Genomic DNA, 25,844 nt, shown 5'->3' with positions numbered 1-25,844 from the left:
AGAGTACCTCCTACCGTTCTTCAACCACAACAGTAATGTGGCTGGTGCGCTTTAAAATCTGAGCGGCGTTGCCCTTTGCCCGAGGCATGAATCGCTTCATCGTAATTCCCTCATCGGCATAGCACGCTTTAACATACAATTTCGATTCATCCAGCTGATGATTGTTGACCGCATTGGCAACGGCTGATTTCAGCACTTTTCCAACTGCATCGGCAGCGTGGTTCGGTGTGAACTTCAGGATTGCTTCCGCTTCTTTTGCATCTTTGCCTCTGACTAAATCCAGAACAAGTCTGACTTTGCGAGGGGCGATGCGGACAGTTTTCGCTGTTGCTTTGACTTCCATTGTGGCACCTCCTACGCTTTCTTGTCGTCGCCATGACCGCCAAATTTGCGGGTTGGGACGAATTCGCCAAGTTTATGGCCGACCATATCTTCTGTGACATAGACAGGGACATGTTCCTTACCGTTGTAAACCGCGAACGTATGTTCAACGAACTGCGGGAAAATAGTGGAACGGCGAGACCATGTTTTGATGACTTCTTTCTTGCCTGACGCGTTCAGCTTTTCCACTTTTTTCATTAAATGGTCATCACAGAACGGTCCTTTTTTCAAACTACGACTCATTTTAGCTTCCTTCCTTTCGTTTACTTACCGTTGCGGCGGCGAGTGATCAATTTAGTAGACGCCTTTTTGGCTTTGCGGGTCTTGACGCCCATCGCTTTCTTGCCCCATGGAGTCATTGGTGACTTACGGCCAACCGGAGTTCTGCCTTCACCACCGCCATGCGGGTGATCATTCGGGTTCATAACAGAACCGCGGACTGTCGGACGAATGCCCAGCCAGCGGGAACGTCCAGCCTTACCTAAATTGACCAGGCTGTGATCTTCATTGCCGACTGTGCCGATGGTTGCGCGGCAGTTGCTCAGAACCTTGCGGACTTCGCCGGAAGCCAAACGCAGGATTGTGTAGCGGCCTTCAGAGCCCAGAATCTGTGCGGAAACACCCGCGGAGCGAGCCAGCTGTCCGCCCTTACCCGGCTTCAGTTCAACGTTGTGAACGAAAGTACCTTCAGGGATGTTGCGCAGTTCCATAGCGTTGCCGACTTTGATATCGACGGCTTCGCCGGAAACGATGGTCTGTCCCACCTGCAGCCCCTTCGGAGCCAGGATGTAGCGCTTTTCACCGTCTGCATAGTTCAGCAGCGCGATGTTGGCGGAACGGTTCGGATCGTACTCGATCGTTGCGACCTTAGCCGGAATGTTGTCTTTATTCCGCTTGAAGTCGATGACACGATACTGACGTTTGTGTCCGCCGCCCTGATGACGGGTTGTGATCCGACCGGTGTTGTTGCGGCCGCCCTTTTTGGACAGCGGTTCAAGCAGCGAGCGTTCTGGAGAAGTCGATGTGATTTCTTCAAAGCTCAGGCTTGACATACCACGACGGCCTGGAGTCGTCGGTTTATATTTCTTAATCGCCATTGGATTTAGTCCTCCTTACGCATTTTTCCGGAAATAGCGTGTTCTTCCGATATGTTTTTCAGCTTATTCAGAGAATAAGTTGATATCCTGTCCTTCCGGCAGCTTGACCACTGCTTTGCGGACAGCGCTCGTCTTGCCGACGTATTTGCCCATTCTCTTTGTCTTCGGCTTGCAGTTCAGGATGTTGACCTGTTCAACCTTAACACCGAAGATTTCTTCAACAGCCAGACGAACCTGTGTCTTGTTTGTGCCTTTAGCAACCTCAAACGTGATCTTGTTGTCGGTGTCCATCAGCTTCATCGTCTTTTCTGTGATGATCGGGCGGATAATGATATCTCTAGCGTTACTCATTATGCGAATACCTCCCCAGCTTTGTTGGCAGCCGCTTCCGTCATAACCAGCTTCGCAGCGTTGGCAATGTCGAAGGCGTTCAGTTCTTCAACTGTCAATAAGGCAGCGTTAGGAATATTGCGCAGCGACATGAAGGCATTGTCGAAGTCCTCGGCGATATCCGCTACAAACAGCGTCTTGCCTTCAAACTTGAATGCGTCCATCACTTTGACAAATTCCTTTGTTTTGATCGCGTCGAACTTCAGCGCATCGACGACAACCAGGTTGTTTTCAATGACCTTTTCAGAAAGCAGCGATCTCAGAGCCAGCCGGCGAACCTTGCGGTTCAGACGGTAAGCATAGCTGCGCGGTGTAGGACCGAAAGCGATGCCGCCGCCTCTCCACTGCGGAGCACGGATGGAACCCTGACGGGCACGGCCTGTGCCCTTCTGACGCCAAGGCTTCTTGCCGCCGCCGCTGACTTCGTGACGGCTCTTGGTGTCATGCGTACCCTGACGCATATTCGCGCGCTGCATGATGAGCGCGTCAAACATGACCTGCTGATTAGGTTCAATGCCGAATACAGCCTCAGCCAGTTCGATTTCACGAATCTCTTTAGCTTCCAGGTTATATACATTTAACTTTGGCATCTGTTATTCCTCCTCTTTTGCTTCTTCGGAATAGCTGATCAGATCTTTGGCCGAAACAGCAGCTGTTCCTTTGACGGATGACTTAACAACAACCAGTCCGCGCTTCGGTCCCGGAACATTGCCCTTGACCAGCATGTAGTTGTTTTCAACATCAACCTTGATGATTTCCAGATTCTGAGTCGTTGTGGTGTAGCCACCTTCCTGACCCGCTCCGGCTGTTCCTTTTTCAATCCGGCCGTTGTTTCGTCCGGTTGTTGCCAGAGAACCGATATGCCGCATATTTTTCGATCCGCCGTGTGTCTTCGGACCCATTGTCGCGTTGTTTCTGACGATCGTACCGTTGTAGCCGCGGCCCTTGCTGGTGCCGGTTACATCGACGATCTCACCCGCTGCGAACAGATCAACCTTGACTTCGTTGCCGACTTCCAGATTCATCATTTCCGCTCCGCGGATTTCGCGGACAAACCGCTTCGCTGCAGTCGATGCCTTGGCAGCATGACCCTTTTCAGCTTTGTTGGAACCCTTTTCGCTCAGATCTTCAAATCCCAGCTGAACAGCTTCGTAGCCATCGTTTTCCAGGGTTTTCTTCTGCAGCACTACGTTCGGCAGTGCTTCAACGACTGTGACAGGGATCAATACGCCATCCGTAGTGAATACCTGCGTCATGCCAAGTTTACGTCCTAAAATACCTTTCATGATGTCACCTCCACTGTCCTTACAGCTTGATCTCGATGTCGACGCCGCTCGGCAGTTCCAGACGGCTCAATGCGTCAATGGTTTCTGCAGTCGGTCCGACGATCTCGATCAAACGCTTATGTGTTCTGATTTCAAACTGTTCACGGGAATCTTTGTACTTGTGGACAGCTCTCAAAATGGTTACCACCTGCTTCTCAGTCGGCAGGGGTACAGGTCCGACGACTTTCTTTGCGCCGTGTTCCTGAGCAGCCTTAACGATCTTTTCGCTGGCTGTATCCAGGATTCTGTGTTCGTAAGCTTTTAAACGAATTCTTACGCTGTTTTTTGCCATGAAATCTTCCTCCTTCATTTCATCCGCCTTTACGGCAGATTCGCTCGGTGTGAATTCCCCGGTCTTCACGCTTAGCTGGCGCTATCGTGACAACGCCGATCAGCGTGCCGGCAACCTCCCACGTCCATGCGAATGCTTCGCTATTATAGCACTCAAAAACAGGCAATGCAACACTTTTTTCAAAAAAGTTAAAAAGTTAGAAAAACGGCTTCAGATCAAGCTCTTTTCCACTTTTGAAAATCATAGATTTCCTTGCTTTCATAGCAACGAAGATCAGCGTGCCAAAGTCCTGTCCTGTTCCGTCCGCAGACTTTATTTCTTACTTTATTGCTTCTATATTTCACTGTTTTTTGCTCATTTTCGCGACATTTCTCGTATGTCAGCGCTTACATTAAGGGGAAATTCGACATTTCATTCCGGTCAGGATCGGATTCCATTCCCCACAAGCCAAAATTTATATTATAATAAGGATACTTTCCAGGAGGATACCGGTATGTTTGAATTTCTGAAATTAAAAAAGCAGGAACAGCACCGCACCGTCGTTGTCGCGCTGCATGGATTTGGCCGGCGCCGGACCGATGAGTTTCTGCCGCTTAAAAATTTTCTTGCGGAAAAGAAGATCGAGCTGATCCTGCCGGAGCTGTTTAATCCGCGCAACCCCCAGGACGTCGATCCGCAGAAATGGATTCAGCGGGCGGAGGAAGTGGTTGACGAGCTGACAGCGCAGAATGCCGACGTCATTCTGATCGGATTTTCCATGGGCGGCGTCATCGCCGCGCATCTGGCGGCTGTCAAACCGGTGAAGAAGCTGATCCTGCTGGCGCCAGCCTTCAATTATATCAATGTCGGCAACGCTGCAGATTTGATTACCGGCTGGTTCAGCAGTCCCAATAAAAAAGAACAGCCCGATGATTATCCGCCACTGCCCTCTGATTTCACTTCTGTCTTTATGAATGTTGTCGATCTGTTGAAACAGGATGCCGTCTTGGTGGAATGTCCGGTCATGATCCTGCATGGCACGGAAGATGAAACGATTACCGTTTCTTCAAGCCGTAAGATTTATAAGAAGATCCCGGCCGCACAGAAAGGCTTAATTCTGCTGGAAGGGGTAGGCCATGCAATTCTGGATGATCCGGCCTATGCCTCCATGGCACTCCATACGATCGCGGCGTTTATTGACGGTCAGATCCATTTTTAAGCAAACCCCTCTATTCTCAGTTTTCGACACTTTCCTGCCCTTAAACGAATTTAACATTGTTTTACCCGACTTTTCATCCCGATCCTAAATAAAGAAAGACTGCAAGGAAATTGGACTTGGCTTCTGCCGGATCCCTTCGTTTCGGTCTTTCTTTTTAATTCCCTTTTTAGCCTGTCTTTAGAGCTGCGGCCGTTTGGCACTGCGCCAGTAGGCCCATGCTGCAGCAGCTGAAAGTGCGAAGGCACCCGCGCTCAGCATAAACGGAAACAACATATTCAGATCATAAACAATTCCCGCAGCCAGCGAGCCGAGAACATTGCCCATCGATTTAATCGCATTGAATAAACCGGTGATGATTCCGACTTCATTATTTTTTCGCCCTTCCACCGACAAAGCCTGCGTAATCGGCTGATATACCGCATTGGCCGTAAAGAACGCCAGATTCATGGCGATAAACAGCGTCAGATTCCCCGGAATCAGCGCTCCGGCTGCCGTCAGCGCGCACAATGCCAGAACTACGATCAGCGACTTCTTGGCATCGGTACGGCGGATAATCCACAGGTTGATTGAGAAATTGGCGATCAGTCCGATGACGCCAATGACCGCTTTGATCAAACCATTATAAATTGGCTTAAAATCCAGCTCGGCCTTTAAGAAATAGTTGAAGGCATTTTCATGACAATTGGTAGCGAAGCCGGTCAGAAACACAACGATCAAAAACAGAATCATGACCGTGCTCATCAGACTGCGGGCACTGGCGAAGGAATTGAACGGATTCACCGTTTTCAGCAGTTCACGGGGCTTGACGGTCTGCGGGTCCACAATGGAATCTTCCACAAAGAACGCTGTTCCCAGCCCCAGCAGAATCATCCAGGCCGCCTGAACATTAAACGCTAACTGAAAATGAATTGTTCCCAACACACCGCCCAACAGATAACCCACAGCCAGCGACACAGACTGCATCGCGGTGTAGACTGCCAGATTGGAGGCCTGTTTGGAAGGTTCGCTGACGTCGATCACATACGCCATGGTCGCAACGATCGCCCCGCCGGAAAAGGCCCCGGCCGCCCCGCGCGAAATCAGCACGGCCAGCTCACTCGCAGAAAAGCCCAGGCTCAGCTGCGCCAGGCCATAACACACGCAGGAAATCGTAAACACTTTGACCCGGCCGATGTGATTGCTGAATTCACCCCAAAAGACTGAAGTTAAAAATGAAAAGAAGCACATGACGGCCATGGATGTTCCGAAAATCCGCGATGGAAGTTCCATTGCCGTATACAATGTCGGCGTCACCGGATGATGAAAATTCATCCCTATCCCCAACAGCACCGTGATCACCATCATCCTGAAAACCGATTTCTTTTTTGTCATCCTTGCATCCCCCTCACGACTTCTCTATAATACAAGTTAAACCCAGGTTGAAGTCAAGATGAAAGAGGGAAAGTTATGAATTATTCGATCAAAGAAATTTCCGCACGGCTCAATATTCCAGCCTCCACGCTGCGCTATTATGAAAAACGTGGGATTATTGGCCCGTTAGCGCGCCGGACCGGTGTTCGCGTGTTTTCCGAAGAGGATCTCAAGCTGCTGCAGATCGTCCAGTGTCTGAAAAAGACCGGAATGCCGATTGAGGAAATCCGCCAGTTTGCCGAGCTGATCCGCCAGGGCGATGCAACGCTCAGTCAGCGCGCCGATTTGTTCGAGCATCACAAGGCACAGATTGAGCATCAGATTGAACAGTTGCAGGAAAACCTCGCTGTGCTGGAGAGGAAAATGAAAATATTCAGCACTCCTTCGGCAAAATAAACAAATCCCGTCTGGCATGATCTACAGGCGGGATTTATTTTTTGATGGATGAATCCGGGAGGGGATGATCTTTGCGGTAATCACACAATGCCTGTTTGGCCTGGCAGCTGCCGGCTTGATAACTGGCGCAGGCCGCGCAGCCCCGGTGTTTTTTCGAGCGCAGCCGAATCAGACAGTACACGGTCCACAAACCGATCACGCCCACGACTAGAAACGTTGCCATAAGATCCCCACCTTTCTTTTCCTTATTATATCCGGATGCGGACAAAGAATAAATAGAAATGCCTGCCAGGGATTACGACATCTGAATCAATGACACATCCGGTTAATCCACGTCTTTATTTCCATCCTCGCTTTTCCCATTCCGCTTCTTTATCCAGGCGGCAAAATCGCTTGCTTCACGAGGACAAAAAATCGAGGGAAGCAAGTCCCCTCGATGAAATGAATTTATCCGTGCCGGACCGGATGGTCCTGGCGGTATGCGCTGACCAAGGGATTCTCGACAGCATCACTATGACAAATTCCGTCCATGCCGCAGCCGCTGCAGCCGCCTTTACAGGACGAACCAGAGCTGCGGTGTTCCCGAATCAGACTGCGGATCGCAAGCAGACAAACGCCCGCGACAAGCATCAGGACCAGACTTTGTCCCAACAGACTTTGAATTTCAGGCTGCATTGTTTCTCCTTTCCGCCCTTCGACTTAGATCTTCGCGGTTTCCTTAAGCTCCACCTGCAGCGTCCTGCTTTCCTTATAGGGACGGATTAAGAGGTAAATCAGACCCGCCAGCAGGACGGCCGCGATGACCGTAAACAGGGTAAGCGGCACCTCGCCGGTGATGAAGCCGCCGATCTGGTAGACGATCATCGCCGCAGCATAAGCGAAGCCGCACATGTAGCCGATCGCTCCGACGGTCCACTTCGGATTGTTCATTTCGCGTTTGATCGCCCCCATCGCAGCGAAGCACGGCGCGCATAGCAGATTGAAAATCATAAAGCTGTACGCCGACAGCGCGGTAAAGTCCGCAGCGACGAAGGTCCAGATTTCATTGCCGGCTTCACTCAATTCACCGCTGTAATGATACAGCACCGCAAACGTATTGACGACTTCCTCCTTGGCGATCAGACCGGTCATCGTCGCCACGGTCGCTTTCCAGCCCATATCGCCGATCCAGCCCAGCGGATAGAAGATCCAGGATACCGTATTGCCGATCAGTGCCAACAAGGATTGATTGTTATCCTCTACCGCCTGAAATACGCCGTTGACAAAGCCATATCCCTGTAAGAACCACAAGACGATGGAGCTCAGCAGAATGATTGTACCTGCCCGCTTGATAAACGACCAGCCGCGCTCCCAAGTGCCCCGCAGCACATTCGACGCGGATGGAATGTGATAAGCCGGCAGTTCCATGACAAACGGTGCCGGATCGCCTGCGAAAAGCTTAAATTTTTTCAGCAGGATGCCGGACAGGATCACCGCCGCAACACCGATAAAGTAAGCGGATGTCGCTACCCAAGCGGAATTGTTGAACAGCGCGCCGGCGAACAGACCGATGATCGGCATCTTGGCCCCGCAGGGAATAAAGCCAGTCGTCATAATCGTCATCTTGCGGTCGCGGTCCTGTTCAATCGTTCGGGAAGCCATAATTCCCGGGACACCGCAGCCTGTCGCCACCAGCATTGGAATAAAGCTTTTGCCGCTGAGGCCAAAGCGCCGGAAGATCCGGTCCATGATGAACGCGATCCGAGCCATATAACCGATATCCTCAAGAATACACAGCAGGAAGAACAGCACAAGCATCTGCGGTACAAAGCCTAAGACCGCGCCGACTCCGGCGACAATGCCGTCCTGAATCAAACTGGCCAGCCATCCGCCAACCCCCATCGTATTCAAGAACGTTCCGACCATGCCAGGAACCCATTCGCCAAACAGGACATCGTTAGCCCAATCCGTTCCCAGCGTTCCGATCGAAACCGACCATCCGCCCATCGAAACCGCATAAACTAACGCCATCACCGCAATGAAAATCGGCAGTGCCAGCCAGCGGTTGGTGACGATGGAATCAATTTTATCGGAGACCGACATCCGCGATTGATTTTTCTTTGCATAACATTGATGAATAATCGAGCTGATATAGTTATAGCGTTCATTCGTAATAATACTCTCGGCATCCTCATCCAGTTTATCTTCCGCCTTTTTAATCAAAGCTTCAACATTGACCGCCGCGCTCATCATCGAAGCGATTTTATCATCGCGCTCAAACAGCTTGATCGCATAGAAACGCTGCATGGCAGAGGGAATATCGGAAGGCAGCTGTGGGATGATCTGATCCAGGACCTGTTCCACATTGGAGCTGAATCGATGCACCGGCGGCAACGCTTTTTGATTCTGCGCCAACTTGACCGCCAGCGCGGCGGCTTCCTTGATTCCGGTTTGCTTCAAGGCTGAAATCGCCACAACCTCGCAGCCCAAGGCTTCCGCCAGCGGCTGCAGGCGGATCTGATCGCCGTTTTTCTTAACGACGTCGATCATGTTGACCGCAACGACCACCGGAATTCCTAACTCCAGCAGCTGCGTAGTTAAATATAGATTGCGTTCAAGATTGGTACCGTCAACGATATTCAAAATCGCTTCCGGCCGCTCGTGAATCAGATAATTCCGGGCGACGACTTCCTCCAGCGTATAGGGAGAAAGGGAGTAAATTCCCGGCAAATCCGTAATCGTAACGTCTTTCTGATCCTTGAGCCGGCCTTCCTTCTTTTCAACCGTCACGCCCGGCCAGTTGCCCACAAACTGATTTGAACCGGTCAACGCGTTAAAAAGTGTTGTTTTTCCGCTGTTCGGATTGCCGGCCAGCGCTATTTTAATTCCCATGTTCTGTTCCTCCTCGAAATTAGTCAAAGCTAACTTTTGTTCCAAAAAAGACAGGCGTTTTCGCCTTTATTCCACTTCTATCATCTGCGCGTCTGCCTTGCGCAGTGATAATTCATAACCGCGGACATTGACCTCAATCGGATCGCCCAGCGGAGCAACCTTACGCACGTACACCTGCGTGCCTTTGGTGATTCCCATATCCATAATCCGCCGTCTGACAGCGCCCTCGCCATGCAGCTTCTTGACGGAAACCGTTTCTCTGACCGGAATGTCTTTTAACGTTTTCATTCTGTTCTCCTTTTTTATATCATGATCTTATTGGCCATTTCCCTGCTGATGGCAACCCGGGATTCTTTCACCTTAACGATGACGTTGCCCTGATTCTGGGAAACAAGCATAACTTCACTGCCTTCGATCAACCCCAATGAATTTAAGAAACGGCGCACCTCTTCCTTCCCGCCGATTCGTTTAACGGCGTTGATCTGTCCTGTCTGCGCCAATGTTAACGGCATCAACCTCACTCCTTTTCAAATGAAAGATCACAATCATTAGCCTAAGCTAACTTACGCATTAATGTTACCTCTATCTAACTGCTATGTCAATCTCTTTTTGCATAATTTTCCTTTTTTTCAGTCATTTTGCTTGACAGTTAGGATGCTGTTCCAACAATTTAGTGAAACCTGCCGGACACATCCGAATTGATTGTGCTTAACAATCCCCTCACTATGAAAAAGCAGGATTTCCGCTTTACCCTCAAGGCTTCCGGTTCCTGCTTTCGATCTTTTTTTCTATATTTCACTCATGATTTACAACAGATCAAGCAGTTCCTCAATCCGATAAATCCGCGGCAGATCCGCCTGACATTGCTGGCCAGGGTTGGAAAAAATCCAAATCGGCTGCATTCCGGCACGATACGCACCGATGATATCCGTAAAAAACGTATCTCCGACAAATGCAATTTCCCGCGGCGGCAGCTGTAACTGACGCGCGCCTTCCAGAAAGATTTCAACATCCGGCTTATGGGCCTGAAACTCACCGGAAATGACGATCACCTCAAACAGATCCGCGAGTCCGCAAAGTTCCAGCTTGCGCCGCTGCATTTTAGAGCTGCCGTTGGTCACAATCCCAACTTTATATTTCTTTTTCAGCTGTTCAATGACGGCGCGGGCCTGCGGGAAAACGACGGTATAATCGCCGAAGGTTTCTCCCCAGTCCTGACATAAGGCCTCTCTCTGTTCCTCACTTAAGCCGTATTCCTTTGCCAACATCGAATACATATGGATCTTGGGAATGGACCCATATTCATCCCAGGTCAACAGCTTCTGAACAATATTTTCAAACTCCACCGGATCCTGCACCTGCGGAAACAGCTCAGCCACCAGTTTTCTGACCTTGGCGTCCGCGGCGGCCTGCCGATCGATCAGCGTATTATCCAAGTCAAATAAAATTCCCTTAATCCCAGTTCTCATGCATTCCTCCATAGTATTGACTGCGAACCTCCAGATAGCACTCCGCATCCGTCTGATAAATATAAGGATGGATGAAATAAGTGCCGATATTGAACGTGATCGCCCCTAATACATACCATAAAAAGAAGGAAAGATCCAGCACAAACAAATCTAGCTTAATCCCCTGCGTCATTTCCTGGGAAAGCGCAAGGATCTGTTGGGGATCGAGATCCGGTTCATCTTCCGTCAAGTAGGGCACAAAACGATAGCTGTACGATTTGACAATACCCGGAATAATAAATAATAAGGAATACAGAAAAACCTTAAGATCACGCCAGAAGCCCGTCAGCGCAGCACGTTTCAGTTCTTCCCATTGATTAAAGCTGCGGAAGACATCGTTGACATTTTCCTCATCCGTTGCGGCGCGTTTAAAGTAATTCATGACGCCAAATCCCAGCGGATTGAAAACGACCAGCCGCAGTAAAACCGCGACAGCCGCACTCAGCAGCGTATACATCAAAACCAGCGGACCAAACAGCCCCCATAGCGAAGACAAGCCCACATACGTTTTGCCCAGCAGCGTAATCGTCATGGCGTCCAGCCATTGTGATGTCGGAACTCCAAAATTAAAATTCACTGAAAAAATCTTGAAGTTTGGTATTCCATCCGTCAGCCAGTACAAAATCAACGCGGCCAGAAACAATTTTAAATATTTCCGGCTCAGCACCTCTTTGGCTCGGCGCTTTAATTCAGCACGTACAAACATAACCATCCCCTCCTCTGCTTTTATTTTACACGAAGATCCCTCAAAATCCTAGGATTGCGGCAGAGTTTGTCCATTTTCGAACAAAAAAGATCAGGAATTTCACCTGATCAGAATGGAAACGGTATTGAATGACTGTTTCGGCTATTCTTTTGTTTCTTCCTCTTCATCCTCATCTTCACTGTTCGCCACTTTGCGCTTCCTGAAAATGCGGCACAGTCCAATGCTCAGCTGATACAACAGAAGCATCGGCACCGCAATCATAACCTGCGACACAACATCCGGCGGCGTGATAACAGCCGCGACAATAAAGATCACAACGATGACCACAGAGCGGCCTTTTACCATCCATTCCGGACGCATTAATCCCAGCTGTGTCAGGATGACCGTAGCGACCGGCATTTCAAACACTGTGCCAAAAGTAATGAAAATCGTCATGATGAAGCTGAGATAGCTTTCGATCGAAATGGACGCGACAATGGTAGTTGAGGCGTTGACATTAATGAAAAAATACAACATAAACGGCAGCGCAATCTTATAAGCAAAAACCGCGCCGAGAATGAAGAAAAACAAACCGGCGACCATCGCGAAGAAAAAGACAAAGTTTTCCCTGCGTTCCAGCCCGGGACGGATAAACGCCCAGATTTCATACAGAATGACCGGTGAACCAAGACATACCGCCCCGATCAGCGCAACCTTGATATACTGCATGAACAAAGCCTGCGGTGAAAGGTACACAAACTGATACCCCAGTTCTGTCCCTTGTTCCGTCAGCAGGTTAACGATAGGCCCCGCGTAATTGAAACAGATCAGTAAGCCAGCGAACAGAACCGCGATCACAATCAGAACTCGATTGCGCAGTTCCTTCAGATGACCGGTCAGCGACATGACCGCTTCTTCATTCTCTTGTTCCTGTTTCTGTTTATGCTTCGCCATAGTGCTTATTCTTCGTCGTCAGACTTGTCGGAATCCTTTTCGGACATGCCTTCCTTAAAGTTCTTAATTGTCTTGCCAAACATTTTGCTTAACTTCGGCAGCTGCTTCGGACCAAAAACGATGATAACAATGACCAAGATGACTAATAATTCAGTCGTACCAAATCTTCCAAACATAAGTTTTCCCTCCTGATTTTATTCATTACGCATTATGCGTGCGGCGTCCTGTAGTTTTTGCCGTTGGACGTGAACGGCGCGGCGCCTTGCGGCCCGTGTAGGTTTCCGCCAGCGACGGTGTTTCTGTTTCCTCTGTCTGCGCCAAAACTTCCGTTTCTGCTTCTACCGCAGCTTCACTGACTTCCGCCTCAATCACTTCCGGCTTCGGTTCTTCCTTCTTTGCCGGCTTGCCAATTGACTTAAACGACTTGGTGACGTCGTCAATCGACTTATTGACGTCCTCTTTCAGTGAAACGATTGGTTCAATCGCTTCTTTCAGCGGCGCACTGGCTTCGTCGAGCGGCTCGACGATATTCTCGCGGATGTCCTTGGACAGATCGCCCGTCACTTTTTTGACTTCTTTCAGCGATGCACCCAGCTTTTTAGCGTAGATCGGAAGCTTCTCCGGTCCCAGAACCACCAACGCGATCACACAGATCACAATGATCTCGGTAATTCCTATCTTCATACCCCGTTTCTCCTTTGTGAGATTATTATAACAAGTCATTCCGCATTTGTATAGCGAATATTTATATTTTAATCATTTTATTTTTTGATATATTGACTACTTAAGCAAGCACGCAAATCACTTTGCAGGCAGGCAGCTTCTTCCGCAGCCACCCGCATAACTTTTCCGCTTCCCTAAGCTCCTGCGGCTGGCGGCTATGCAGCTCAAATTTCCAGTTTTTCGTGACACGGGTTCCCAGACGAGCATAAACCTGAGCGATGAGTTCTTCAAATTCCTGTTGATCCTGCTCTTCCTGCAGGCAATCCATCCGAATCTGCAGCGTTACGCTCAGCTGCCGCTGACGAACCAGATTCATTAACAGATCAAAGCCGTACCAGGTTAATACTCGCTGCTGCCCCAGCATCAGCACGTTGTCCGGATGATACAAATCCAGCTTGAGTTCGAGCGAGGACGAAGCTTTTAAAGCAGGCTGATCCCGCAGCCACAGATATTGCTGATAAAGGCGGGTATCGGTTTTGACATAATCCAGCTGGCACTGCTGCGCCGCAACATAGCGCTGCCCCTCTGCCGGAGGCAGGATCCGCTCATCCGGGATGCGGGATTTTGTCCACAGACTTTTCCATTGACTCGGCGTCATCCCGAATTCCTGTTGGAAATTGCGGTAAAAGTATTTGGAATCAGAAAACCCGCAGGCCTTGCAGATTTCTCCGTTGCTGGCCGCTGTAAACAACAGCCGCCGTTCCGCTTCCCGCAGCCGGTAACGGCTGACGCATTCCAGAAAAGTCATGTTGTCATTTTGTTTCCACAGCTGGGCAAAATAGCTCTTCTGCATTTTTTCAGCCTCAGCCGCCTGCTGCAGCGTCAGCTTGGCATCCAAATGCGTCTGAATATAATCAATGATCCGATAATAGCGGACGAATTTATCCTCACTGACAGATCGGAACTGACGATTGATTTCATTCTGTACATTATACTCCATCACCAAAGTCAGTCCCAGCTTTTCTTCCATCAGCTGACGCTGACCGGCCAGTCCCTCCTGATTGAACAGCCGATAGCTTTCAAGCACGTCTTTCAAAAAGATACAGTCGCGGTAAACCAGCGAAACTTCCCGGGTTTCTTCCGGATCCACCAGGGAATCCACCAGCTGAATCCGATCCGCGTAAGGATAGCTCACCAGCGGCAGAAGCGCCGTTTCCACATCCACACACAAGGCCACGCAGCCTTCCCGCGATGTCATGGCCCACACCTCACCGGCATTGACAAAAAAAACATCGCCGGCATTCATTTCCGTCAGCCGGCTGAACCGCTTGACCTGAGCCTGCCCCTGAAGTACCGCGACAAGCGTCAGCGCTGTCCCAGAATGACGCAATGCTGTCTGATGAAACTGCAGAACATATGAGCTAATGTAATCGTGTCGGGTTGTATTCATGCCAAATTCTCCTGTTTTTTATTATACCATCGGCGTTTGACAAACGCAAAAAGAGATCCTCACGGATCTCTTTTTCAGGATTTTTAACGAATCACTCAACTTATTTAATGATTTCGATAACGTTTCCAGAACCAACTGTACGGCCGCCTTCACGAATAGAGAACTTTGTTCCCTGTTCAACAGCGATCGGAGCGATCAGTTCAACGGTCATTTCAACGTTGTCGCCAGGCATGCACATTTCAACGCCTTCCGGCAGTTTGATGACGCCCGTTACGTCCGTTGTACGGAAGTAGAACTGAGGACGGTAGTTGGAAACGAACGGTGTATGACGTCCGCCTTCTTCTTTGGTCAGAACGTAAACCTGAGCCTTGAATTCAGTATGCGGATGAACACTTCCCGGCTTCGCCAGAACCTGTCCACGCTGTACTTCATCACGGTTAACACCACGCAGCAGCGCACCGATGTTATCGCCAGCTTCAGCGAAGTCCAGCAGTTTACGGAACATTTCGATACCTGTAACAACCGTTTTCTTGGAATCGTGGATACCAACGATTTCAACTTCTTCGCCCAGCTTCAGGATACCACGTTCAACACGGCCTGTCGCAACAGTACCACGGCCTGTGATTGTGAAGACGTCTTCAACAGCCATCAGGAACGGCTTGTCAGCGTCACGTTCCGGAGTTGGAACATAGCTGTCAACTGCATCCATCAGTTCGTCGATCTTGCCTTCCCAAGCCGGATCGCCTTCCAGAGCCTTCAGAGCGGAACCGCGGATAACCGGAGCGTTTTCGCCATCAAAGCCATATTCGCTCAGCAGTTCGCGAACTTCCATTTCAACCAGGTCGATCAGTTCTTCATCATCGACCATGTCGCACTTGTTCAGGAATACAACGATTGCAGGAACGCCTACCTGGCGAGCCAGCAGGATGTGTTCACGTGTCTGAGGCATCGGTCCGTCAGTTGCCGCAACAACCAAGATCGCGCCGTCCATCTGAGCTGCACCTGTGATCATGTTCTTGATGTAGTCAGCGTGGCCCGGGCAGTCAACGTGAGCATAGTGGCGAGTTGCCGTCTGGTATTCAACGTGTGCAGTGTTGATTGTAATACCGCGCTGCTTCTCTTCCGGCGCACCATCGATCTGGTCGTAAGCCTTAGCTTCAGCCATACCGTTCTTAGCCAGGTGGTTTGTAATAGCGGCTGTCAGTGTAGTTTTACCATGGTCAACGTGACCGATGGTACCGATATTGACATGCTCTTTAGATCTGTCAAATTTTGCTTTTGCCATTTTGCAAATTCCTCCTAATTTTCCATTCAATTAGCCAAGTCTATTTTAAGATAAACGTCCGAAGAAATCAAGGTCAGATTACTCAGCGGAAGCGTTTTTCTTGGCGATTTTTTCAGCAATGCTCTTCGGAACTTCTGAATAGTGGTCCATCTGCATTACATAGTTGCCGCGGCCCTGAGTAAATGAACGCAGGTCCGTGGAATAACCGAACATTTCAGACAGCGGTACAAAAGCCCGGACAACGATAGCGTTAGCCCGTTCTTCCTGATCGCGGATCTGACCGCGGCGCTTGGTGATATCACCCATAACGCTGCCGAGATATTCGTTTGGTGCTGTGACTTCAACCGACATGATCGGTTCCAGCAGAACCGGCTTACATTTCTTAGCCGCTTCTTTTAAGGCCATCGAAGCCGCAATCTTAAACGCCATTTCAGACGAGTCGACTTCATGGTAAGAACCGTCAAACAGTGTAGCCTTGATATCGACTACCGGATAGCCGGCAACCAAACCATTGTTCAGGGCTGCTTCTAAGCCTTCCTGAGTCGGTTTGATGTATTCGCGCGGAACGGTACCGCCGACAACACCGTCGACAAATTCAAAGCCTTTGCCTTCTTCATTTGGTGCAAAGCGGATCCAAACGTGACCATACTGGCCGCGGCCGCCGGACTGACGGACAAACTTACCTTCACATTCAGCTTCCTGACGGATTGTTTCACGGTAAGCAACCTGCGGCGCGCCGACGTTGCAGTCTACCTTGAATTCACGGCGCATCCGGTCAACGATGATATCGAGGTGAAGTTCACCCATACCCGCGATGATCGTCTGGCCGGTTTCTTCATCCGTATACGTTTTGAACGTCGGATCTTCTTCCGCCAGCTTCGCTAACGCTAAGCCCATCTTGTCGGAGTCAGCCTTGGTCTTCGGTTCAACGGACATCTGAATAACCGGTTCCGGGAACACCATGGATTCCAGAATGATCGGCGCTTTTTCATCGCACAGCGTATCGCCGGTCGTCGTGGCTTTTAAGCCAACCGCCGCCGCGATATCGCCCGCATACACTTCCGTGATTTCCGCACGGTGATTGGCATGCATCTGAACGATACGGCCGAAACGTTCACGGGTATCCTTAGTTGCGTTTAAGACATAAGAACCGGCATTGGCCATCCCCGAGTAAACCCGGAAGTAAGTCAGACGGCCGACAAACGGGTCCGTCGCAACTTTGAAGGCCAGCGCTGAGAAGGGTTCTTTATCGTCAGCGTGACGAGCTTCCTGCGTTCCATCTTCCAGATGACCCTGAATCGCCGGAATATCCAGCGGAGAAGGCAGGTAATCAATAACGGCATCCAGCATCAGCTGTACGCCTTTGTTCTTGTACGCGGAACCGCACAGAACCGGGAAGAATTCCGAGGAGCAGACTCCCTTACGGATCGCTGCCTTGATTTCAGGAATCGTCGGCTCTTCGCCTTCCAATACCTTCATCATCAGTTCATCATCGTAATCAGCGGCTTTCTCGATTAATTCAGCCCGCAGCTGCTGCGCCTGATCCAGCATATCAGCCGGGATTTCCTTGATTTCCATCTTGGTTCCCAGATCATCCGCATAGAAGATCGCATGCATTTCCAGCAGGTCGATGATGCCGCGGAATGTGTTTTCCGCGCCGATCGGCAGCTGGATCGCCGCCGCTTTCGCGCCTAAACGATCGCCGATGCTGCGGACAGACATCATGAAGTCTGCGCCGGTCGCATCCATTTTATTACAGAAGACAATACGCGGAACCTTGTAGGTCGTTGCCTGACGCCAAACGGTTTCCGTCTGCGGTTCAACGCCGGCTTTCGCGTCCAGAACTGTAACCGCGCCATCCAGAACACGCAGGGAACGTTCAACTTCAACGGTGAAGTCAACGTGACCCGGAGTATCGATGATGTTGATGCGGTGACCTTTCCAAGAAGCGGTTGTAGCCGCGGAAGTGATCGTGATGCCACGTTCCTGTTCCTGCGCCATCCAGTCCATCTGAGAGGCGCCGTCATGGGTTTCTCCCAATTTATGAGTTTTTCCGGTGTAATAAAGGATACGTTCCGTTGTGGTGGTTTTGCCAGCATCAATGTGAGCCATGATTCCGATATTACGGGTATTTTCTAGCGAAAATTCACGAGCCATAAATTTCTCCTTTCGTAACTCTGCAGATTCTGCAGCCGCTTACCAGCGGTAATGAGCGAAGGCCTTGTTGGCTTCGGCCATCTTGTGGGTATCTTCCTTCTTCTTGACGGAAGCCCCAGTGCCGTTGGCCGCATCCATAATTTCCGCAGCCAGGCGCTGTTCCATGGTCTTTTCATGGCGCAGACGGCTGTAGTTAACCAGCCAACGCAGACCCAGCGTCAGTCTTCTTTCAGAAGAAACTTCGATTGGTACCTGGTAGTTGGCACCGCCGACACGGCGAACTTTCAGTTCCAGCAGCGGCATGATGTTGGACAGAGCCTGTTCAAAAACTTCCATCGGCTGACGGCCTGTCTTCGCTTCGACGATATCGAAAGCGTTATACAGGATATCCTGAGCGACATTTTTCTTGCCGTCCAGCATCAGCTTGTTGATCAGGCGAGTGACCAGTTTAGAATTGTAAATTGGATCGACCAATACATCTCTCTTCGCAATATAACCTTTTCTTGGCATGTGTTATTCCCTCCTTATTTCTTAGCTTTCGGCTTCTTTGCCCCGTACAGAGAACGGCTCTGATTCCGGTTGGCAACGCCGGCGCAGTCCAGAGTTCCGCGGATGATGTGATAACGGACACCTGGGAGGTCCTTAACACGGCCGCCGCGGATCAGAACAACACTGTGCTCCTGCAGGTTGTGACCGATTCCTGGGATATAAGCTGTAACTTCCATTCCGTTGCTGAGACGAACACGCGCGTATTTACGCAGAGCCGAGTTCGGCTTTTTCGGTGTCATGGTTCCGACACGGGTGCAGACGCCTCTCTTCTGTGGCGATGCAATGTTGGTGGCCTGACGCTGCAGGCTGTTGTAACCTCTGTTTAAAGCCGGGGACTTCGATTTCCAAACCTTGTTCTCACGGCCCTTGCGGACTAACTGATTAATCGTTGGCATGGTTTTTCTCCTTTCGATCTTTTCAAGCACACACTTCCAAGCGTGCCATTCCTTGGCATAAATATAAGTTTCCGCATAGGAAACCCTTATTCGTAGCTAAGCGAGGTTAATTCTAGCGGATAAACGAAGAATTGTCAACGAGAAAAGCACAGACTTTTTCGTTTTTTTCCATTTCTTTTTAAATTCAAGGACAATCCACCGTTACAGGCGTTGCATTTTGCGGTTTCCGCAGAAGTTCAGCGCTTTAGGTATGCCCCAAGTTCTATTATTTATTCTTTCAGCCTCCGGATTTTTACCGCTCTGCTCAGACCGCAGCTTTTGCGGTATTCCTTATTTAAATAGCAAATACATTTCTATTATCTTAGAATCACGCTTCAAAAGAGCGGCGGTTTCAGCCAGTCCTGCAGCTGCTGCTGTGCGCAGGAAGAAAACAGGCTGCAGCTAAAGGTATAAACAAGGAATAAATCGGAATTCAAGCCCTGTCCCAGCTGGAATTTTCCCTGCAGCGCTTCTTTCAGCTCCTGAATAAGCGGAAGATGCTCCGGATTGTTCTGAACACGCAGCAGAATTGCTTCCAGACGCTGCATGCAAAGCGTGAAACGATCGCTGAATTCCATCATTAAGCCCAGAATGGCGCTTTGATAAAATTCCAAATTCGGACGCAGGATAAACTCATACAACAAGATCCAGATCGATTGTAGATGCTCGTCATGACTTAAACGGCGGCACTGGTTCAGAAGTTCTGTTTCAAACGGATCCAGAGATTCGCCTTGGGATAAACGAAGAAACAACGCATATTGAGCTTCCGTCGACTGTTGAATTTCCTGAGCGCTGAGGTGGTAAATCAGCCTCTGCAAATACTTCAGGTTCTCTTTGAAGTGCAGCTTGAGTTCAGAAGAAATCCGATCCCAGAGAAACTGCCGGTACGGATCAACTTCAATATCCAAAAACGGCGCCAGCAATAAAATGGCAATCATGCGCGCATCCGAAACCACGTCCATGGAATCAGCCAGTCGGATCTGCGGCAGCGTGTCAAAATGCTGATGCGGCAGTTTCAGCAGAAACTCCGGCGTGGCATTGCAGGGGATGGTTTCCAGCAGATAACGAATTACTTCCAGCTGAGCAGCCATTTCATTGATTTTCTGTTTTCTCTGATAAACATGACGATGAAGAAAGAAATTCAGCGAGATCGGATAGCGAAACGCTTCATGAATGACTTCAATGGGAAGATCCAACTGCCGCAGCCGCTGAATAATTTCCAGCGTTTTCAGATCAGATTCGTTTAAGTCATAGTAGCCATTTTCATTTTTAGCCGGAGAGATCAGACCTTCCTGGATATAAAAATGTACCGCTTTACGGCTTAACCCGGTTTTCTTGCAGACTTCATGAACACGCATCGAAATTCACCTCAGCCAAAGCATACCCTTACAGGACAGATTTTGCAAGATAATTTGTGAAATTAATAATTAAATGTTCAGAAAATCTTTTTTCCGGGGCTAAAAAACAGAAAAAAGGCAAAGAAAAAGCGGGGTTGACTGTCCTTGTGACGGATGTTGTATTCTGAAATCAAGAAGAAAGGCTCATTGCGCCGTAAGGTGCGGCATGAGCGAAGAGAGGAAAAAAGAGATGAAAATGAAACGGATCTTCTTACCCCTTCTGGCAGCGCTGCTGTTAGGCGGATGTACGGCAGCCCCTGCGCCCCAGACAACAACCACCACGAATTTTGATGCAGAGGTCGATTATCTGATCGTCGGCGGAGGGGCCGCGGGCATTGCCAGCGCGGTTGAAGCGGCTGATCAGGGAATTGAAAAAATCATGATCGTTGAAAAGACCGGTATGCTGGGCGGTGCGGCCGTGTATTCCGGCGGCATCTTCGGCGGCGTTGAAACTGAAATCACCAAAGCTCTGGATCTGCACGTCGATATCGAAGAGGTGATTGCCGAGCAGCAGCGTGAAAAGCATTATATCCTGAACGATGAATTAACCCGTCTGACCATCGAAAGCGCAGGCAAAACGATCGACTGGATGATCGGCACCTTAGGCGTTCAGTTCCAGCCGGAAGTGATCGTCAAAGACGGATATGGAACGCTGCAGACGATTCATTTGGTTGAAGGGGAAGGTTCAGGTCTCAGAGAACCTTTTGAAAAAGCCATTGCGGATCGCTCCATCGAAGTCCGCAAGAATACCAAAGCAACCTCGCTCATCACTGAAAACGGCAAGGTGATCGGCGCTGAATGTGTGGATGAAAACGGAAAAACAATCCGGATCAAAGCCAAGGCAACGCTTTTAGCCACCGGCGGGTACAGCGCAAACGCTGAGCTGATGGCCAGCGCTGCTGAACCAAATCGTTATTTCCAGACTTCCAATCTGAGCTATCAAAGCGGTGACGGCCTGGTCATGGCTTCGGCCATCGGAGCCGGCGTCCAAAATCTGGATCAGATTCAGGTCTATCTGCGCGAAGTGGAAAACAGCACAAGTCAGTTCCCGTACATGTTTACGATTTTTGTCGGACAGGATGGCCGCCGCTTCATGGATGAGAAGAGAACGGCGCAGACCTGGAATCAGGAAATTAAAGATGATGTCGTTGAGCTTTATGGAAGAACCGGTGTGGATTATTTCTGGAGTCTTGCGGATGAAGCTTCTCTGCAGATGATGCAGATCGCAGATGCAGCCAAAGATCACGAAGGAATCGTGGTTGCGGATACCCTGGATGAGCTGGCGCAGAAGACCGGAATGGATGCGGAAGCGTTAAAAGCAACAGTAGACCGCTGGAATTCCTTTGCGGCTAAAATGGAAGATGAAGATTACAACCGGACAGCCCAGTTCTGGTTCCCGATTTCCACAGGTCCGTTCTATGCGTTAAAGACGACCTTCTTCTCCAGCGTTTGTCATGGCGGCATCACCAAAAACGCCAATGCTCAGGCAACACGCATTGACGGCAGCGTTATCGAAGGCTTATATGCCGCCGGTGAAGTGACCACCGTTACCAATTCCAATGGCTACACCATCTCCAACGCGATCACCTTTGGTCGGATCGCTGCTCAGCATGCGGCTTCACAGATTCAATCCGCAAACTAAGTTATAACCGATATAAAAGAATCGCACCCCTGCGATCACGCCGTTTCTGACTAATTGGAGACGGCGTTTTATTATGTCCGCAAACTTCCGGCAACGACTCCAGTCATTCACAAACTGTCAGAACTTTTTTCCAACAGAAAAGCGGCCTATAGCGCCGCCTGACTGGTTCCTGTATTTTTACTTTTGTTTCTGATCACTGCGTTCCAGAGCCTCGGTTAGAAAGATCCGCAGTTTGTCCATCGTGGCATCACTGACACAGTGCTCCATATGGCAGGCATCTTCCTCTGCTGTCTGTTCGTCGATCTCAAGCACCTCCATCAGAAATCGTTTAAACAAGACGTGCCGGCTGTAAACTTTCTGGGCATAATGCCGGCCGGATTCGGTTAAGTGGATCGTACCGTAAACTTCCTGATGAATGTATCCGGCATCCTTCAAGACACCCATGGCCTTATTGACGCTGGGCTTGCTGACATGAAGCATGGCGGCGATATCGCTCATTCTGACGCTCGGGTTGCGCTGTTCCAGAATCAATATGCTTTCCAGATAATTTTCTGATGATTCATTCATTCTTTCCATAATGATCCTGTCCTCGCTTTCTGCAGTTTATTATAACAAATCCTTTGAACTTGGACAACTAAACCGCTTTCTTTCGCCGCAATTTTAAAGATCGGGCAAGAAACTCCACCGTTTGCCGCAGCCCCTCTTTTCGTGCCTGGCTGCGTGTTGAGCTGCTTTGTCTTTCATCAGGCCGTTCCTCGGTAAAGTAAAGATCGGTTTCCGGGTCAAGACTGAGGCTGTCCAAAGGCCAGCCGGGATGACGGACAGGATGAGCGCTCTCACACAGCCAGAATCCGCCGGCTCGAATCAGCTTTGGATCTGTCAGCTGAAACACCGCTTCCTGTCCGGTTTCATCAACAACCGCCCAGCCATCCAGATAAGCCGCCATCAGTCTTCCGCCATGGCGATGGGCAAGGCGCTGATAATGCGTCAGCATTTCATCATCACTCATCTCATGCACGCCGTCTTTCCGCCGAACATACAAACCTGGCTGATCCGGATCCTGAGGATCCAGATCAAGAAACTGAAAGGCCGAATCCTGACCGATGCAGGCCATGTGGGTCTGCGCAAAACCAACGCGTGCTTTCAACAATGCATTGCCGCAGGGACTGTCCGCGGTTTCCTCCACAATCAGCGGGACATTAAACGTATCCGGTCCGACTACCCGCACCGCATAATCCGCCAGCCAGCGCTGCATTTCTTCAATTTTATTCGCATTATGCGTTGCATAACAAATTGTTTTCATCCGAGCTCCTTTTTGATAAAACGGGCAGAATCTTTCCATTTTATCTGTTTGTCCGCTGACTCAGCAGCTGCCAACCCAGCGATCTTTTTTCCCTGTTTTATATCAGCAGGGAAACGACATGATAGACGACAAACGACACGCAGTAGGCCACGCCGATCTGAAACCCCATCGACTTCAGCGTGTATTTCCAGCTTCCCGCTTCGGAGTGAATCGCCGAAATGGCGGCAACGCATGGGGCATAAAGCAGAACAAAGGTCATAAAGGCAATCGCGGAAGCCGGGGTAAAGACTTGGGTCAGCACCGTCGCCAATTGAGAAACGTTGCCGACGTTATACATCACGGCCATCGAGGACACAACGCTTTCCTTCGCGATCAGCCCGGAGATCAAAGCGATTGCCGACTGCCAGTGGCCAAAACCCAGCGGGATGAACAGCGGGGCAATGAACCGGCCGATCAGCCCCAAAATGCTCGCCGTCGGATCATCCACCATCTGCAATGCAAAGCTGAAATTGGTGAGTACCCACAGCAGCACGGTCATGGAGAAGATGATCGTTCCGGCTTTGATCAAAAAGCCCTTGGCTTTCTGCCACATGTGGTTCATCGTGACCTGAAACGAAGGAATCCGATACGGCGGCAGTTCCAGAATAAACGTGGATTCATTGTCTTTAAAAACCGTATGCCGCAGCAGAAAGCCGCAGCCGACCGCAACCAGAATCCCCAGCACGTACATGCTGAAGATCGCGATACCGGAATGCGCGGGAAAGAAGATCCCGGCAAACAGCGCGTAGACCGGCAGCTTGGCGCCGCAGGACATAAACGGAATCAGCAGAATCGTCATTTTACGATCCTGTTCATGCTCCAGAACCCGCGAAGCCATGACCGCCGGCACTGTACAGCCAAAGCCCATCAGCATCGGGATAAACGCCTTGCCGTTCAATCCGATTTTCCGCAGCATGCCATCCATCAGAAAGGCGGCCCGCGACATGTAGCCGCTGTCCTCCAATACCGACAAAAATAAAAACAGAAGCATGATCTGAGGCATGAATGACAGGACGCTGCCAACCCCGCCGATAACGGTATTGACCAGATCCAAAGCCCACGGCGCGACCGCCATGGACGCCAGCGCCGCCAACAGATTCGCAGCCAGCACCTCGTTGATCACCATTTCAACCCAGCCCTTTAGCCCTTCGCCGATCGGTCCGAAGGTCACGATAAACATGCAGAACAAAATCAGAAAGAAGACGGGAATGCCAAGATATTTATGCGTAACAATCATGTCGATCCGATCTGATACCGACGTTTCACTTTCCCGTTTTTTGACGCACTGCTTCATCATCATTTCAATCAGGGAATAGAGCATATCCGCAACAGCCATATCAATTTCCCGCTGGCCGCGCTGATCGCAGAACTGTTTCTGCAGCCCTTCAAGCTGATTGAGCTGCGCCTCAGACATCCGCAGATCCCGGACGATCGCTTCATCATTTTCCAGCATTTTCATCGCATAGAACTTGTCGTGCACATGATCATGCCGACAGGCTTCGCGAATCACGCTGATCTGTCTTATAATCGCTTCGGTTGCCGAATCATATTCCAAAACAGAACTGTGCGTATTGTGGACAAGTTCGTGAATCAGTTCCGCCATGCCGCTGCCGTTTTTCGCGCTAATCGCCACCACCGGCGTATCCAGAAGCGCGGACAATTGTTTTAGATCCAGAGTGATGCCTTTGCCTTTCAGCTCATCCAGCATATTGACCGCGATGACCATCGGAATGCCCAGTTCTTTCAGCTGCAGGCTTAAATACAGATTCCGTTCAATGTTCGTACCATCGACAATGTTCAAAATCAAATCCGGATGTTCTTCCATAATGAAATCCCGGGCGACAATTTCCTCCATACTGTAAACAGACATCGAGTAAATCCCCGGCAGATCCACCAATGTGATCTCATGTTCTTCAATCTGGAAAGAACCTTCTTTTTTTTCAATCGTCACGCCCGGCCAGTTGCCAACATGCTGCTTCGAACCGGTCAATCGGTTGAACAGCGTCGTTTTCCCGGAGTTTGGATTTCCTGCCAGCGCCACTTTAAAGTTCATCGGTCAATCCTCCTGACTTCAATGGTTTTCGCTTCCTCTTTGCGCAGCGACAATTCATAACCGCGGCAGCGAATTTCAATGGGATCGCCCATCGGCGCTACTTTTCGGATAAACAGGACTGTGCCTGTGGTAATTCCCATATCGATCAAACGTTTGCGGATTGCCCGTTCCCCACTGACGCCGAGAACCTCCGCCTTTTCGCCGACCTGACAATCAAATAAGGTCATGCCAACCCCTCTTTCTCACTATACACAGTACAATTTTAGCATTGTACCCCGCCTTGTCAACGTATTTTGTTAAGAATGACTAACTTTATTAGCAGAAGGCAACTTTAACTTTTCATGTTGCCTTGGAAAGACAGATCA

General features: G+C 49.9%; 31 protein-coding genes. 3 read left to right on the top strand and 28 right to left on the bottom strand.

Annotated elements, in window-relative coordinates:
* Positions 1-10: 10 nt before the first annotated feature.
* The 7 genes from rplV to rpsJ all read right to left on the bottom strand — a co-directional run bounded on the left by rplV (position 11) and on the right by rpsJ (position 3,485).
* A complete protein-coding gene (rplV, locus tag BN162_RS15535) occupies positions 11-343 on the bottom strand; it encodes a 50S ribosomal protein L22 (protein WP_020226052.1) in 333 nt (110 codons plus the stop codon).
* An 11-nt stretch (positions 344-354) separates the two neighbouring features.
* The gene (gene rpsS / locus BN162_RS15530) at positions 355-624 is read right to left on the bottom strand and encodes a 30S ribosomal protein S19 (protein ID WP_006058569.1); all 270 of its coding nucleotides are present in this window, start codon (positions 622-624) and stop codon (positions 355-357) included.
* A gap of 20 nt (positions 625-644) precedes the next feature.
* Positions 645-1,478, bottom strand: a complete 834-nt coding sequence (rplB, locus tag BN162_RS15525; protein ID WP_020226051.1) for a 50S ribosomal protein L2 — start codon at positions 1,476-1,478, stop codon at positions 645-647.
* A 63-nt stretch (positions 1,479-1,541) separates the two neighbouring features.
* Positions 1,542-1,829 carry a 50S ribosomal protein L23 gene (gene rplW / locus BN162_RS15520; RefSeq protein ID WP_020226050.1) on the bottom strand — a complete coding sequence of 96 codons (288 nt, stop codon included), beginning with the start codon at positions 1,827-1,829 and terminating at the stop codon, positions 1,542-1,544.
* Positions 1,829-2,458, bottom strand: coding sequence for a 50S ribosomal protein L4 (gene rplD / locus BN162_RS15515; protein ID WP_020226049.1), 630 nt, complete (start codon positions 2,456-2,458; stop codon positions 1,829-1,831). The genes rplW and rplD overlap by 1 nt, the downstream gene beginning before the upstream one ends.
* Positions 2,459-2,461: 3 nt before the next feature.
* Positions 2,462-3,154, bottom strand: a complete 693-nt coding sequence (rplC, locus tag BN162_RS15510; protein ID WP_020226048.1) for a 50S ribosomal protein L3 — start codon at positions 3,152-3,154, stop codon at positions 2,462-2,464.
* A gap of 19 nt (positions 3,155-3,173) precedes the next feature.
* Entirely contained in the window at positions 3,174-3,485 is a 312-nt protein-coding gene (gene rpsJ / locus BN162_RS15505) for a 30S ribosomal protein S10 (protein ID WP_020226047.1), read from the bottom strand.
* A gap of 493 nt (positions 3,486-3,978) precedes the next feature.
* Between rpsJ and BN162_RS18460 the strand changes: the two genes are divergently transcribed.
* Complete coding sequence (locus tag BN162_RS18460; protein ID WP_020226046.1) at positions 3,979-4,683, top strand: alpha/beta hydrolase; 705 nt, start codon at positions 3,979-3,981, stop codon at positions 4,681-4,683.
* Positions 4,684-4,860: 177 nt separating this feature from the next.
* Here BN162_RS18460 and BN162_RS15495 read toward each other — a convergent pair whose 3' ends face one another.
* Positions 4,861-6,054 (bottom strand): MFS transporter, encoded by a 1,194-nt coding sequence (locus BN162_RS15495; protein WP_020226045.1) that lies wholly within the window; start codon positions 6,052-6,054, stop codon positions 4,861-4,863.
* Positions 6,055-6,129: 75 nt separating this feature from the next.
* Between BN162_RS15495 and BN162_RS15490 the strand changes: the two genes are divergently transcribed.
* Positions 6,130-6,489, top strand: coding sequence for a MerR family transcriptional regulator (locus tag BN162_RS15490; protein ID WP_020226044.1), 360 nt, complete (start codon positions 6,130-6,132; stop codon positions 6,487-6,489).
* Between the two features lie 34 nt (positions 6,490-6,523).
* On the opposite strand, the gene BN162_RS15485 is transcribed toward BN162_RS15490, so the two are convergent.
* From BN162_RS15485 to BN162_RS15410, 16 genes are all read right to left on the bottom strand, one after another.
* Complete coding sequence (locus BN162_RS15485; RefSeq protein ID WP_020226043.1) at positions 6,524-6,712, bottom strand: hypothetical protein; 189 nt, start codon at positions 6,710-6,712, stop codon at positions 6,524-6,526.
* A gap of 224 nt (positions 6,713-6,936) precedes the next feature.
* Positions 6,937-7,164: a FeoB-associated Cys-rich membrane protein gene (locus BN162_RS15480; RefSeq protein WP_020226042.1), complete on the bottom strand. Its 228-nt coding sequence runs from the start codon at positions 7,162-7,164 to the stop codon at positions 6,937-6,939.
* Positions 7,165-7,188: 24 nt separating this feature from the next.
* On the bottom strand, positions 7,189-9,360 hold the full coding sequence (feoB, locus tag BN162_RS15475) for a ferrous iron transport protein B (RefSeq protein WP_020226041.1): 2,172 nt from the start codon (positions 9,358-9,360) through the stop codon (positions 7,189-7,191).
* Between the two features lie 66 nt (positions 9,361-9,426).
* On the bottom strand, positions 9,427-9,648 hold the full coding sequence (locus BN162_RS15470; protein ID WP_020226040.1) for a FeoA family protein: 222 nt from the start codon (positions 9,646-9,648) through the stop codon (positions 9,427-9,429).
* A 14-nt stretch (positions 9,649-9,662) separates the two neighbouring features.
* On the bottom strand, positions 9,663-9,872 hold the full coding sequence (locus BN162_RS15465; RefSeq protein WP_020226039.1) for a FeoA family protein: 210 nt from the start codon (positions 9,870-9,872) through the stop codon (positions 9,663-9,665).
* A gap of 294 nt (positions 9,873-10,166) precedes the next feature.
* On the bottom strand, positions 10,167-10,829 hold the full coding sequence (locus BN162_RS15460) for an HAD family hydrolase (protein WP_020226038.1): 663 nt from the start codon (positions 10,827-10,829) through the stop codon (positions 10,167-10,169).
* Positions 10,813-11,574 carry a DUF975 family protein gene (locus tag BN162_RS15455; RefSeq protein WP_020226037.1) on the bottom strand — a complete coding sequence of 254 codons (762 nt, stop codon included), beginning with the start codon at positions 11,572-11,574 and terminating at the stop codon, positions 10,813-10,815. Before BN162_RS15455 ends, BN162_RS15460 begins: the two co-directional genes overlap by 17 nt.
* A 141-nt stretch (positions 11,575-11,715) precedes the next feature.
* A complete protein-coding gene (gene tatC / locus BN162_RS15450) occupies positions 11,716-12,507 on the bottom strand; it encodes a twin-arginine translocase subunit TatC (RefSeq protein ID WP_020226036.1) in 792 nt (263 codons plus the stop codon).
* A 5-nt stretch (positions 12,508-12,512) separates the two neighbouring features.
* Positions 12,513-12,683 carry a twin-arginine translocase TatA/TatE family subunit gene (gene tatA / locus BN162_RS15445; RefSeq protein ID WP_020226035.1) on the bottom strand — a complete coding sequence of 57 codons (171 nt, stop codon included), beginning with the start codon at positions 12,681-12,683 and terminating at the stop codon, positions 12,513-12,515.
* A gap of 25 nt (positions 12,684-12,708) precedes the next feature.
* Positions 12,709-13,191 (bottom strand): Sec-independent protein translocase subunit TatA/TatB, encoded by a 483-nt coding sequence (locus tag BN162_RS15440; RefSeq protein WP_020226034.1) that lies wholly within the window; start codon positions 13,189-13,191, stop codon positions 12,709-12,711.
* Between the two features lie 100 nt (positions 13,192-13,291).
* On the bottom strand, positions 13,292-14,620 hold the full coding sequence (locus tag BN162_RS18155; protein ID WP_020226033.1) for a helix-turn-helix transcriptional regulator: 1,329 nt from the start codon (positions 14,618-14,620) through the stop codon (positions 13,292-13,294).
* Positions 14,621-14,720: 100 nt separating this feature from the next.
* On the bottom strand, positions 14,721-15,905 hold the full coding sequence (gene tuf, locus BN162_RS15430; RefSeq protein WP_020226032.1) for an elongation factor Tu: 1,185 nt from the start codon (positions 15,903-15,905) through the stop codon (positions 14,721-14,723).
* Positions 15,906-15,983: 78 nt separating this feature from the next.
* A complete protein-coding gene (fusA, locus tag BN162_RS15425; protein ID WP_020226031.1) occupies positions 15,984-18,062 on the bottom strand; it encodes an elongation factor G in 2,079 nt (692 codons plus the stop codon).
* 39 nt (positions 18,063-18,101) lie between these two features.
* Positions 18,102-18,572: a 30S ribosomal protein S7 gene (gene rpsG / locus BN162_RS15420; RefSeq protein ID WP_006058545.1), complete on the bottom strand. Its 471-nt coding sequence runs from the start codon at positions 18,570-18,572 to the stop codon at positions 18,102-18,104.
* A 14-nt stretch (positions 18,573-18,586) separates the two neighbouring features.
* Positions 18,587-19,006, bottom strand: coding sequence for a 30S ribosomal protein S12 (gene rpsL / locus BN162_RS15415; protein WP_040452285.1), 420 nt, complete (start codon positions 19,004-19,006; stop codon positions 18,587-18,589).
* Positions 19,007-19,380: 374 nt separating this feature from the next.
* The gene (locus tag BN162_RS15410; RefSeq protein WP_020226029.1) at positions 19,381-20,403 is read right to left on the bottom strand and encodes a MerR family transcriptional regulator; all 1,023 of its coding nucleotides are present in this window, start codon (positions 20,401-20,403) and stop codon (positions 19,381-19,383) included.
* A 229-nt stretch (positions 20,404-20,632) separates the two neighbouring features.
* Here BN162_RS15410 and BN162_RS15405 point away from each other — a divergent pair, with 229 nt between their 5' ends.
* Entirely contained in the window at positions 20,633-22,084 is a 1,452-nt protein-coding gene (locus tag BN162_RS15405) for an FAD-dependent oxidoreductase (RefSeq protein WP_020226028.1), read from the top strand.
* A gap of 177 nt (positions 22,085-22,261) precedes the next feature.
* Here the strand turns inward: BN162_RS15405 and BN162_RS15400 are convergent, their stop codons facing one another.
* The 4 genes from BN162_RS15400 to BN162_RS15385 all read right to left on the bottom strand — a co-directional run bounded on the left by BN162_RS15400 (position 22,262) and on the right by BN162_RS15385 (position 25,706).
* Positions 22,262-22,660 (bottom strand): metal-dependent transcriptional regulator, encoded by a 399-nt coding sequence (locus tag BN162_RS15400; protein WP_020226027.1) that lies wholly within the window; start codon positions 22,658-22,660, stop codon positions 22,262-22,264.
* Between the two features lie 58 nt (positions 22,661-22,718).
* A complete protein-coding gene (locus BN162_RS18150; RefSeq protein WP_020226026.1) occupies positions 22,719-23,387 on the bottom strand; it encodes a non-canonical purine NTP pyrophosphatase in 669 nt (222 codons plus the stop codon).
* 97 nt (positions 23,388-23,484) lie between these two features.
* Positions 23,485-25,479, bottom strand: coding sequence for a ferrous iron transport protein B (gene feoB / locus BN162_RS15390; protein WP_020226025.1), 1,995 nt, complete (start codon positions 25,477-25,479; stop codon positions 23,485-23,487).
* Positions 25,476-25,706 carry a FeoA family protein gene (locus BN162_RS15385; protein ID WP_020226024.1) on the bottom strand — a complete coding sequence of 77 codons (231 nt, stop codon included), beginning with the start codon at positions 25,704-25,706 and terminating at the stop codon, positions 25,476-25,478. Before BN162_RS15385 ends, feoB (BN162_RS15390) begins: the two co-directional genes overlap by 4 nt.
* Positions 25,707-25,844 lie beyond the last annotated feature (138 nt).

This window comes from Holdemania massiliensis AP2 (assembly GCF_000327285.1).
In the GTDB taxonomy this organism is placed as follows: domain Bacteria; phylum Bacillota_I; class Bacilli_A; order Erysipelotrichales; family Erysipelotrichaceae; genus Holdemania; species Holdemania massiliensis.
This window is presented reverse-complemented; position numbering and strand designations above follow the sequence as displayed.

What these genes read in the sequence shown, in the direction of transcription:
- rplV (WP_020226052.1), bottom strand. Translation starts at nt 343, where the DNA reads ATGGAAGTCAAAGCAACAGCGAAAACTGTCCGCATCGCCCCTCGCAAA.
- rpsS (WP_006058569.1), bottom strand. Translation starts at nt 624, where the DNA reads ATGAGTCGTAGTTTGAAAAAAGGACCGTTCTGTGATGACCATTTAATG.
- rplB (WP_020226051.1), bottom strand. Translation starts at nt 1,478, where the DNA reads ATGGCGATTAAGAAATATAAACCGACGACTCCAGGCCGTCGTGGTATG.
- rplW (WP_020226050.1), bottom strand. Translation starts at nt 1,829, where the DNA reads ATGAGTAACGCTAGAGATATCATTATCCGCCCGATCATCACAGAAAAG.
- rplD (WP_020226049.1), bottom strand. Translation starts at nt 2,458, where the DNA reads ATGCCAAAGTTAAATGTATATAACCTGGAAGCTAAAGAGATTCGTGAA.
- rplC (WP_020226048.1), bottom strand. Translation starts at nt 3,154, where the DNA reads ATGAAAGGTATTTTAGGACGTAAACTTGGCATGACGCAGGTATTCACT.
- rpsJ (WP_020226047.1), bottom strand. Translation starts at nt 3,485, where the DNA reads ATGGCAAAAAACAGCGTAAGAATTCGTTTAAAAGCTTACGAACACAGA.
- BN162_RS18460 (WP_020226046.1), top strand. Translation starts at nt 3,979, where the DNA reads ATGTTTGAATTTCTGAAATTAAAAAAGCAGGAACAGCACCGCACCGTC.
- BN162_RS15495 (WP_020226045.1), bottom strand. Translation starts at nt 6,054, where the DNA reads ATGACAAAAAAGAAATCGGTTTTCAGGATGATGGTGATCACGGTGCTG.
- BN162_RS15490 (WP_020226044.1), top strand. Translation starts at nt 6,130, where the DNA reads ATGAATTATTCGATCAAAGAAATTTCCGCACGGCTCAATATTCCAGCC.
- BN162_RS15485 (WP_020226043.1), bottom strand. Translation starts at nt 6,712, where the DNA reads ATGGCAACGTTTCTAGTCGTGGGCGTGATCGGTTTGTGGACCGTGTAC.
- BN162_RS15480 (WP_020226042.1), bottom strand. Translation starts at nt 7,164, where the DNA reads ATGCAGCCTGAAATTCAAAGTCTGTTGGGACAAAGTCTGGTCCTGATG.
- feoB (WP_020226041.1), bottom strand. Translation starts at nt 9,360, where the DNA reads ATGGGAATTAAAATAGCGCTGGCCGGCAATCCGAACAGCGGAAAAACA.
- BN162_RS15470 (WP_020226040.1), bottom strand. Translation starts at nt 9,648, where the DNA reads ATGAAAACGTTAAAAGACATTCCGGTCAGAGAAACGGTTTCCGTCAAG.
- BN162_RS15465 (WP_020226039.1), bottom strand. Translation starts at nt 9,872, where the DNA reads ATGCCGTTAACATTGGCGCAGACAGGACAGATCAACGCCGTTAAACGA.
- BN162_RS15460 (WP_020226038.1), bottom strand. Translation starts at nt 10,829, where the DNA reads ATGAGAACTGGGATTAAGGGAATTTTATTTGACTTGGATAATACGCTG.
- BN162_RS15455 (WP_020226037.1), bottom strand. Translation starts at nt 11,574, where the DNA reads ATGTTTGTACGTGCTGAATTAAAGCGCCGAGCCAAAGAGGTGCTGAGC.
- tatC (WP_020226036.1), bottom strand. Translation starts at nt 12,507, where the DNA reads ATGGCGAAGCATAAACAGAAACAGGAACAAGAGAATGAAGAAGCGGTC.
- tatA (WP_020226035.1), bottom strand. Translation starts at nt 12,683, where the DNA reads ATGTTTGGAAGATTTGGTACGACTGAATTATTAGTCATCTTGGTCATT.
- BN162_RS15440 (WP_020226034.1), bottom strand. Translation starts at nt 13,191, where the DNA reads ATGAAGATAGGAATTACCGAGATCATTGTGATCTGTGTGATCGCGTTG.
- BN162_RS18155 (WP_020226033.1), bottom strand. Translation starts at nt 14,620, where the DNA reads ATGAATACAACCCGACACGATTACATTAGCTCATATGTTCTGCAGTTT.
- tuf (WP_020226032.1), bottom strand. Translation starts at nt 15,905, where the DNA reads ATGGCAAAAGCAAAATTTGACAGATCTAAAGAGCATGTCAATATCGGT.
- fusA (WP_020226031.1), bottom strand. Translation starts at nt 18,062, where the DNA reads ATGGCTCGTGAATTTTCGCTAGAAAATACCCGTAATATCGGAATCATG.
- rpsG (WP_006058545.1), bottom strand. Translation starts at nt 18,572, where the DNA reads ATGCCAAGAAAAGGTTATATTGCGAAGAGAGATGTATTGGTCGATCCA.
- rpsL (WP_040452285.1), bottom strand. Translation starts at nt 19,006, where the DNA reads ATGCCAACGATTAATCAGTTAGTCCGCAAGGGCCGTGAGAACAAGGTT.
- BN162_RS15410 (WP_020226029.1), bottom strand. Translation starts at nt 20,403, where the DNA reads ATGCGTGTTCATGAAGTCTGCAAGAAAACCGGGTTAAGCCGTAAAGCG.
- BN162_RS15405 (WP_020226028.1), top strand. Translation starts at nt 20,633, where the DNA reads ATGAAAATGAAACGGATCTTCTTACCCCTTCTGGCAGCGCTGCTGTTA.
- BN162_RS15400 (WP_020226027.1), bottom strand. Translation starts at nt 22,660, where the DNA reads ATGGAAAGAATGAATGAATCATCAGAAAATTATCTGGAAAGCATATTG.
- BN162_RS18150 (WP_020226026.1), bottom strand. Translation starts at nt 23,387, where the DNA reads ATGAAAACAATTTGTTATGCAACGCATAATGCGAATAAAATTGAAGAA.
- feoB (WP_020226025.1), bottom strand. Translation starts at nt 25,479, where the DNA reads ATGAACTTTAAAGTGGCGCTGGCAGGAAATCCAAACTCCGGGAAAACG.
- BN162_RS15385 (WP_020226024.1), bottom strand. Translation starts at nt 25,706, where the DNA reads ATGACCTTATTTGATTGTCAGGTCGGCGAAAAGGCGGAGGTTCTCGGC.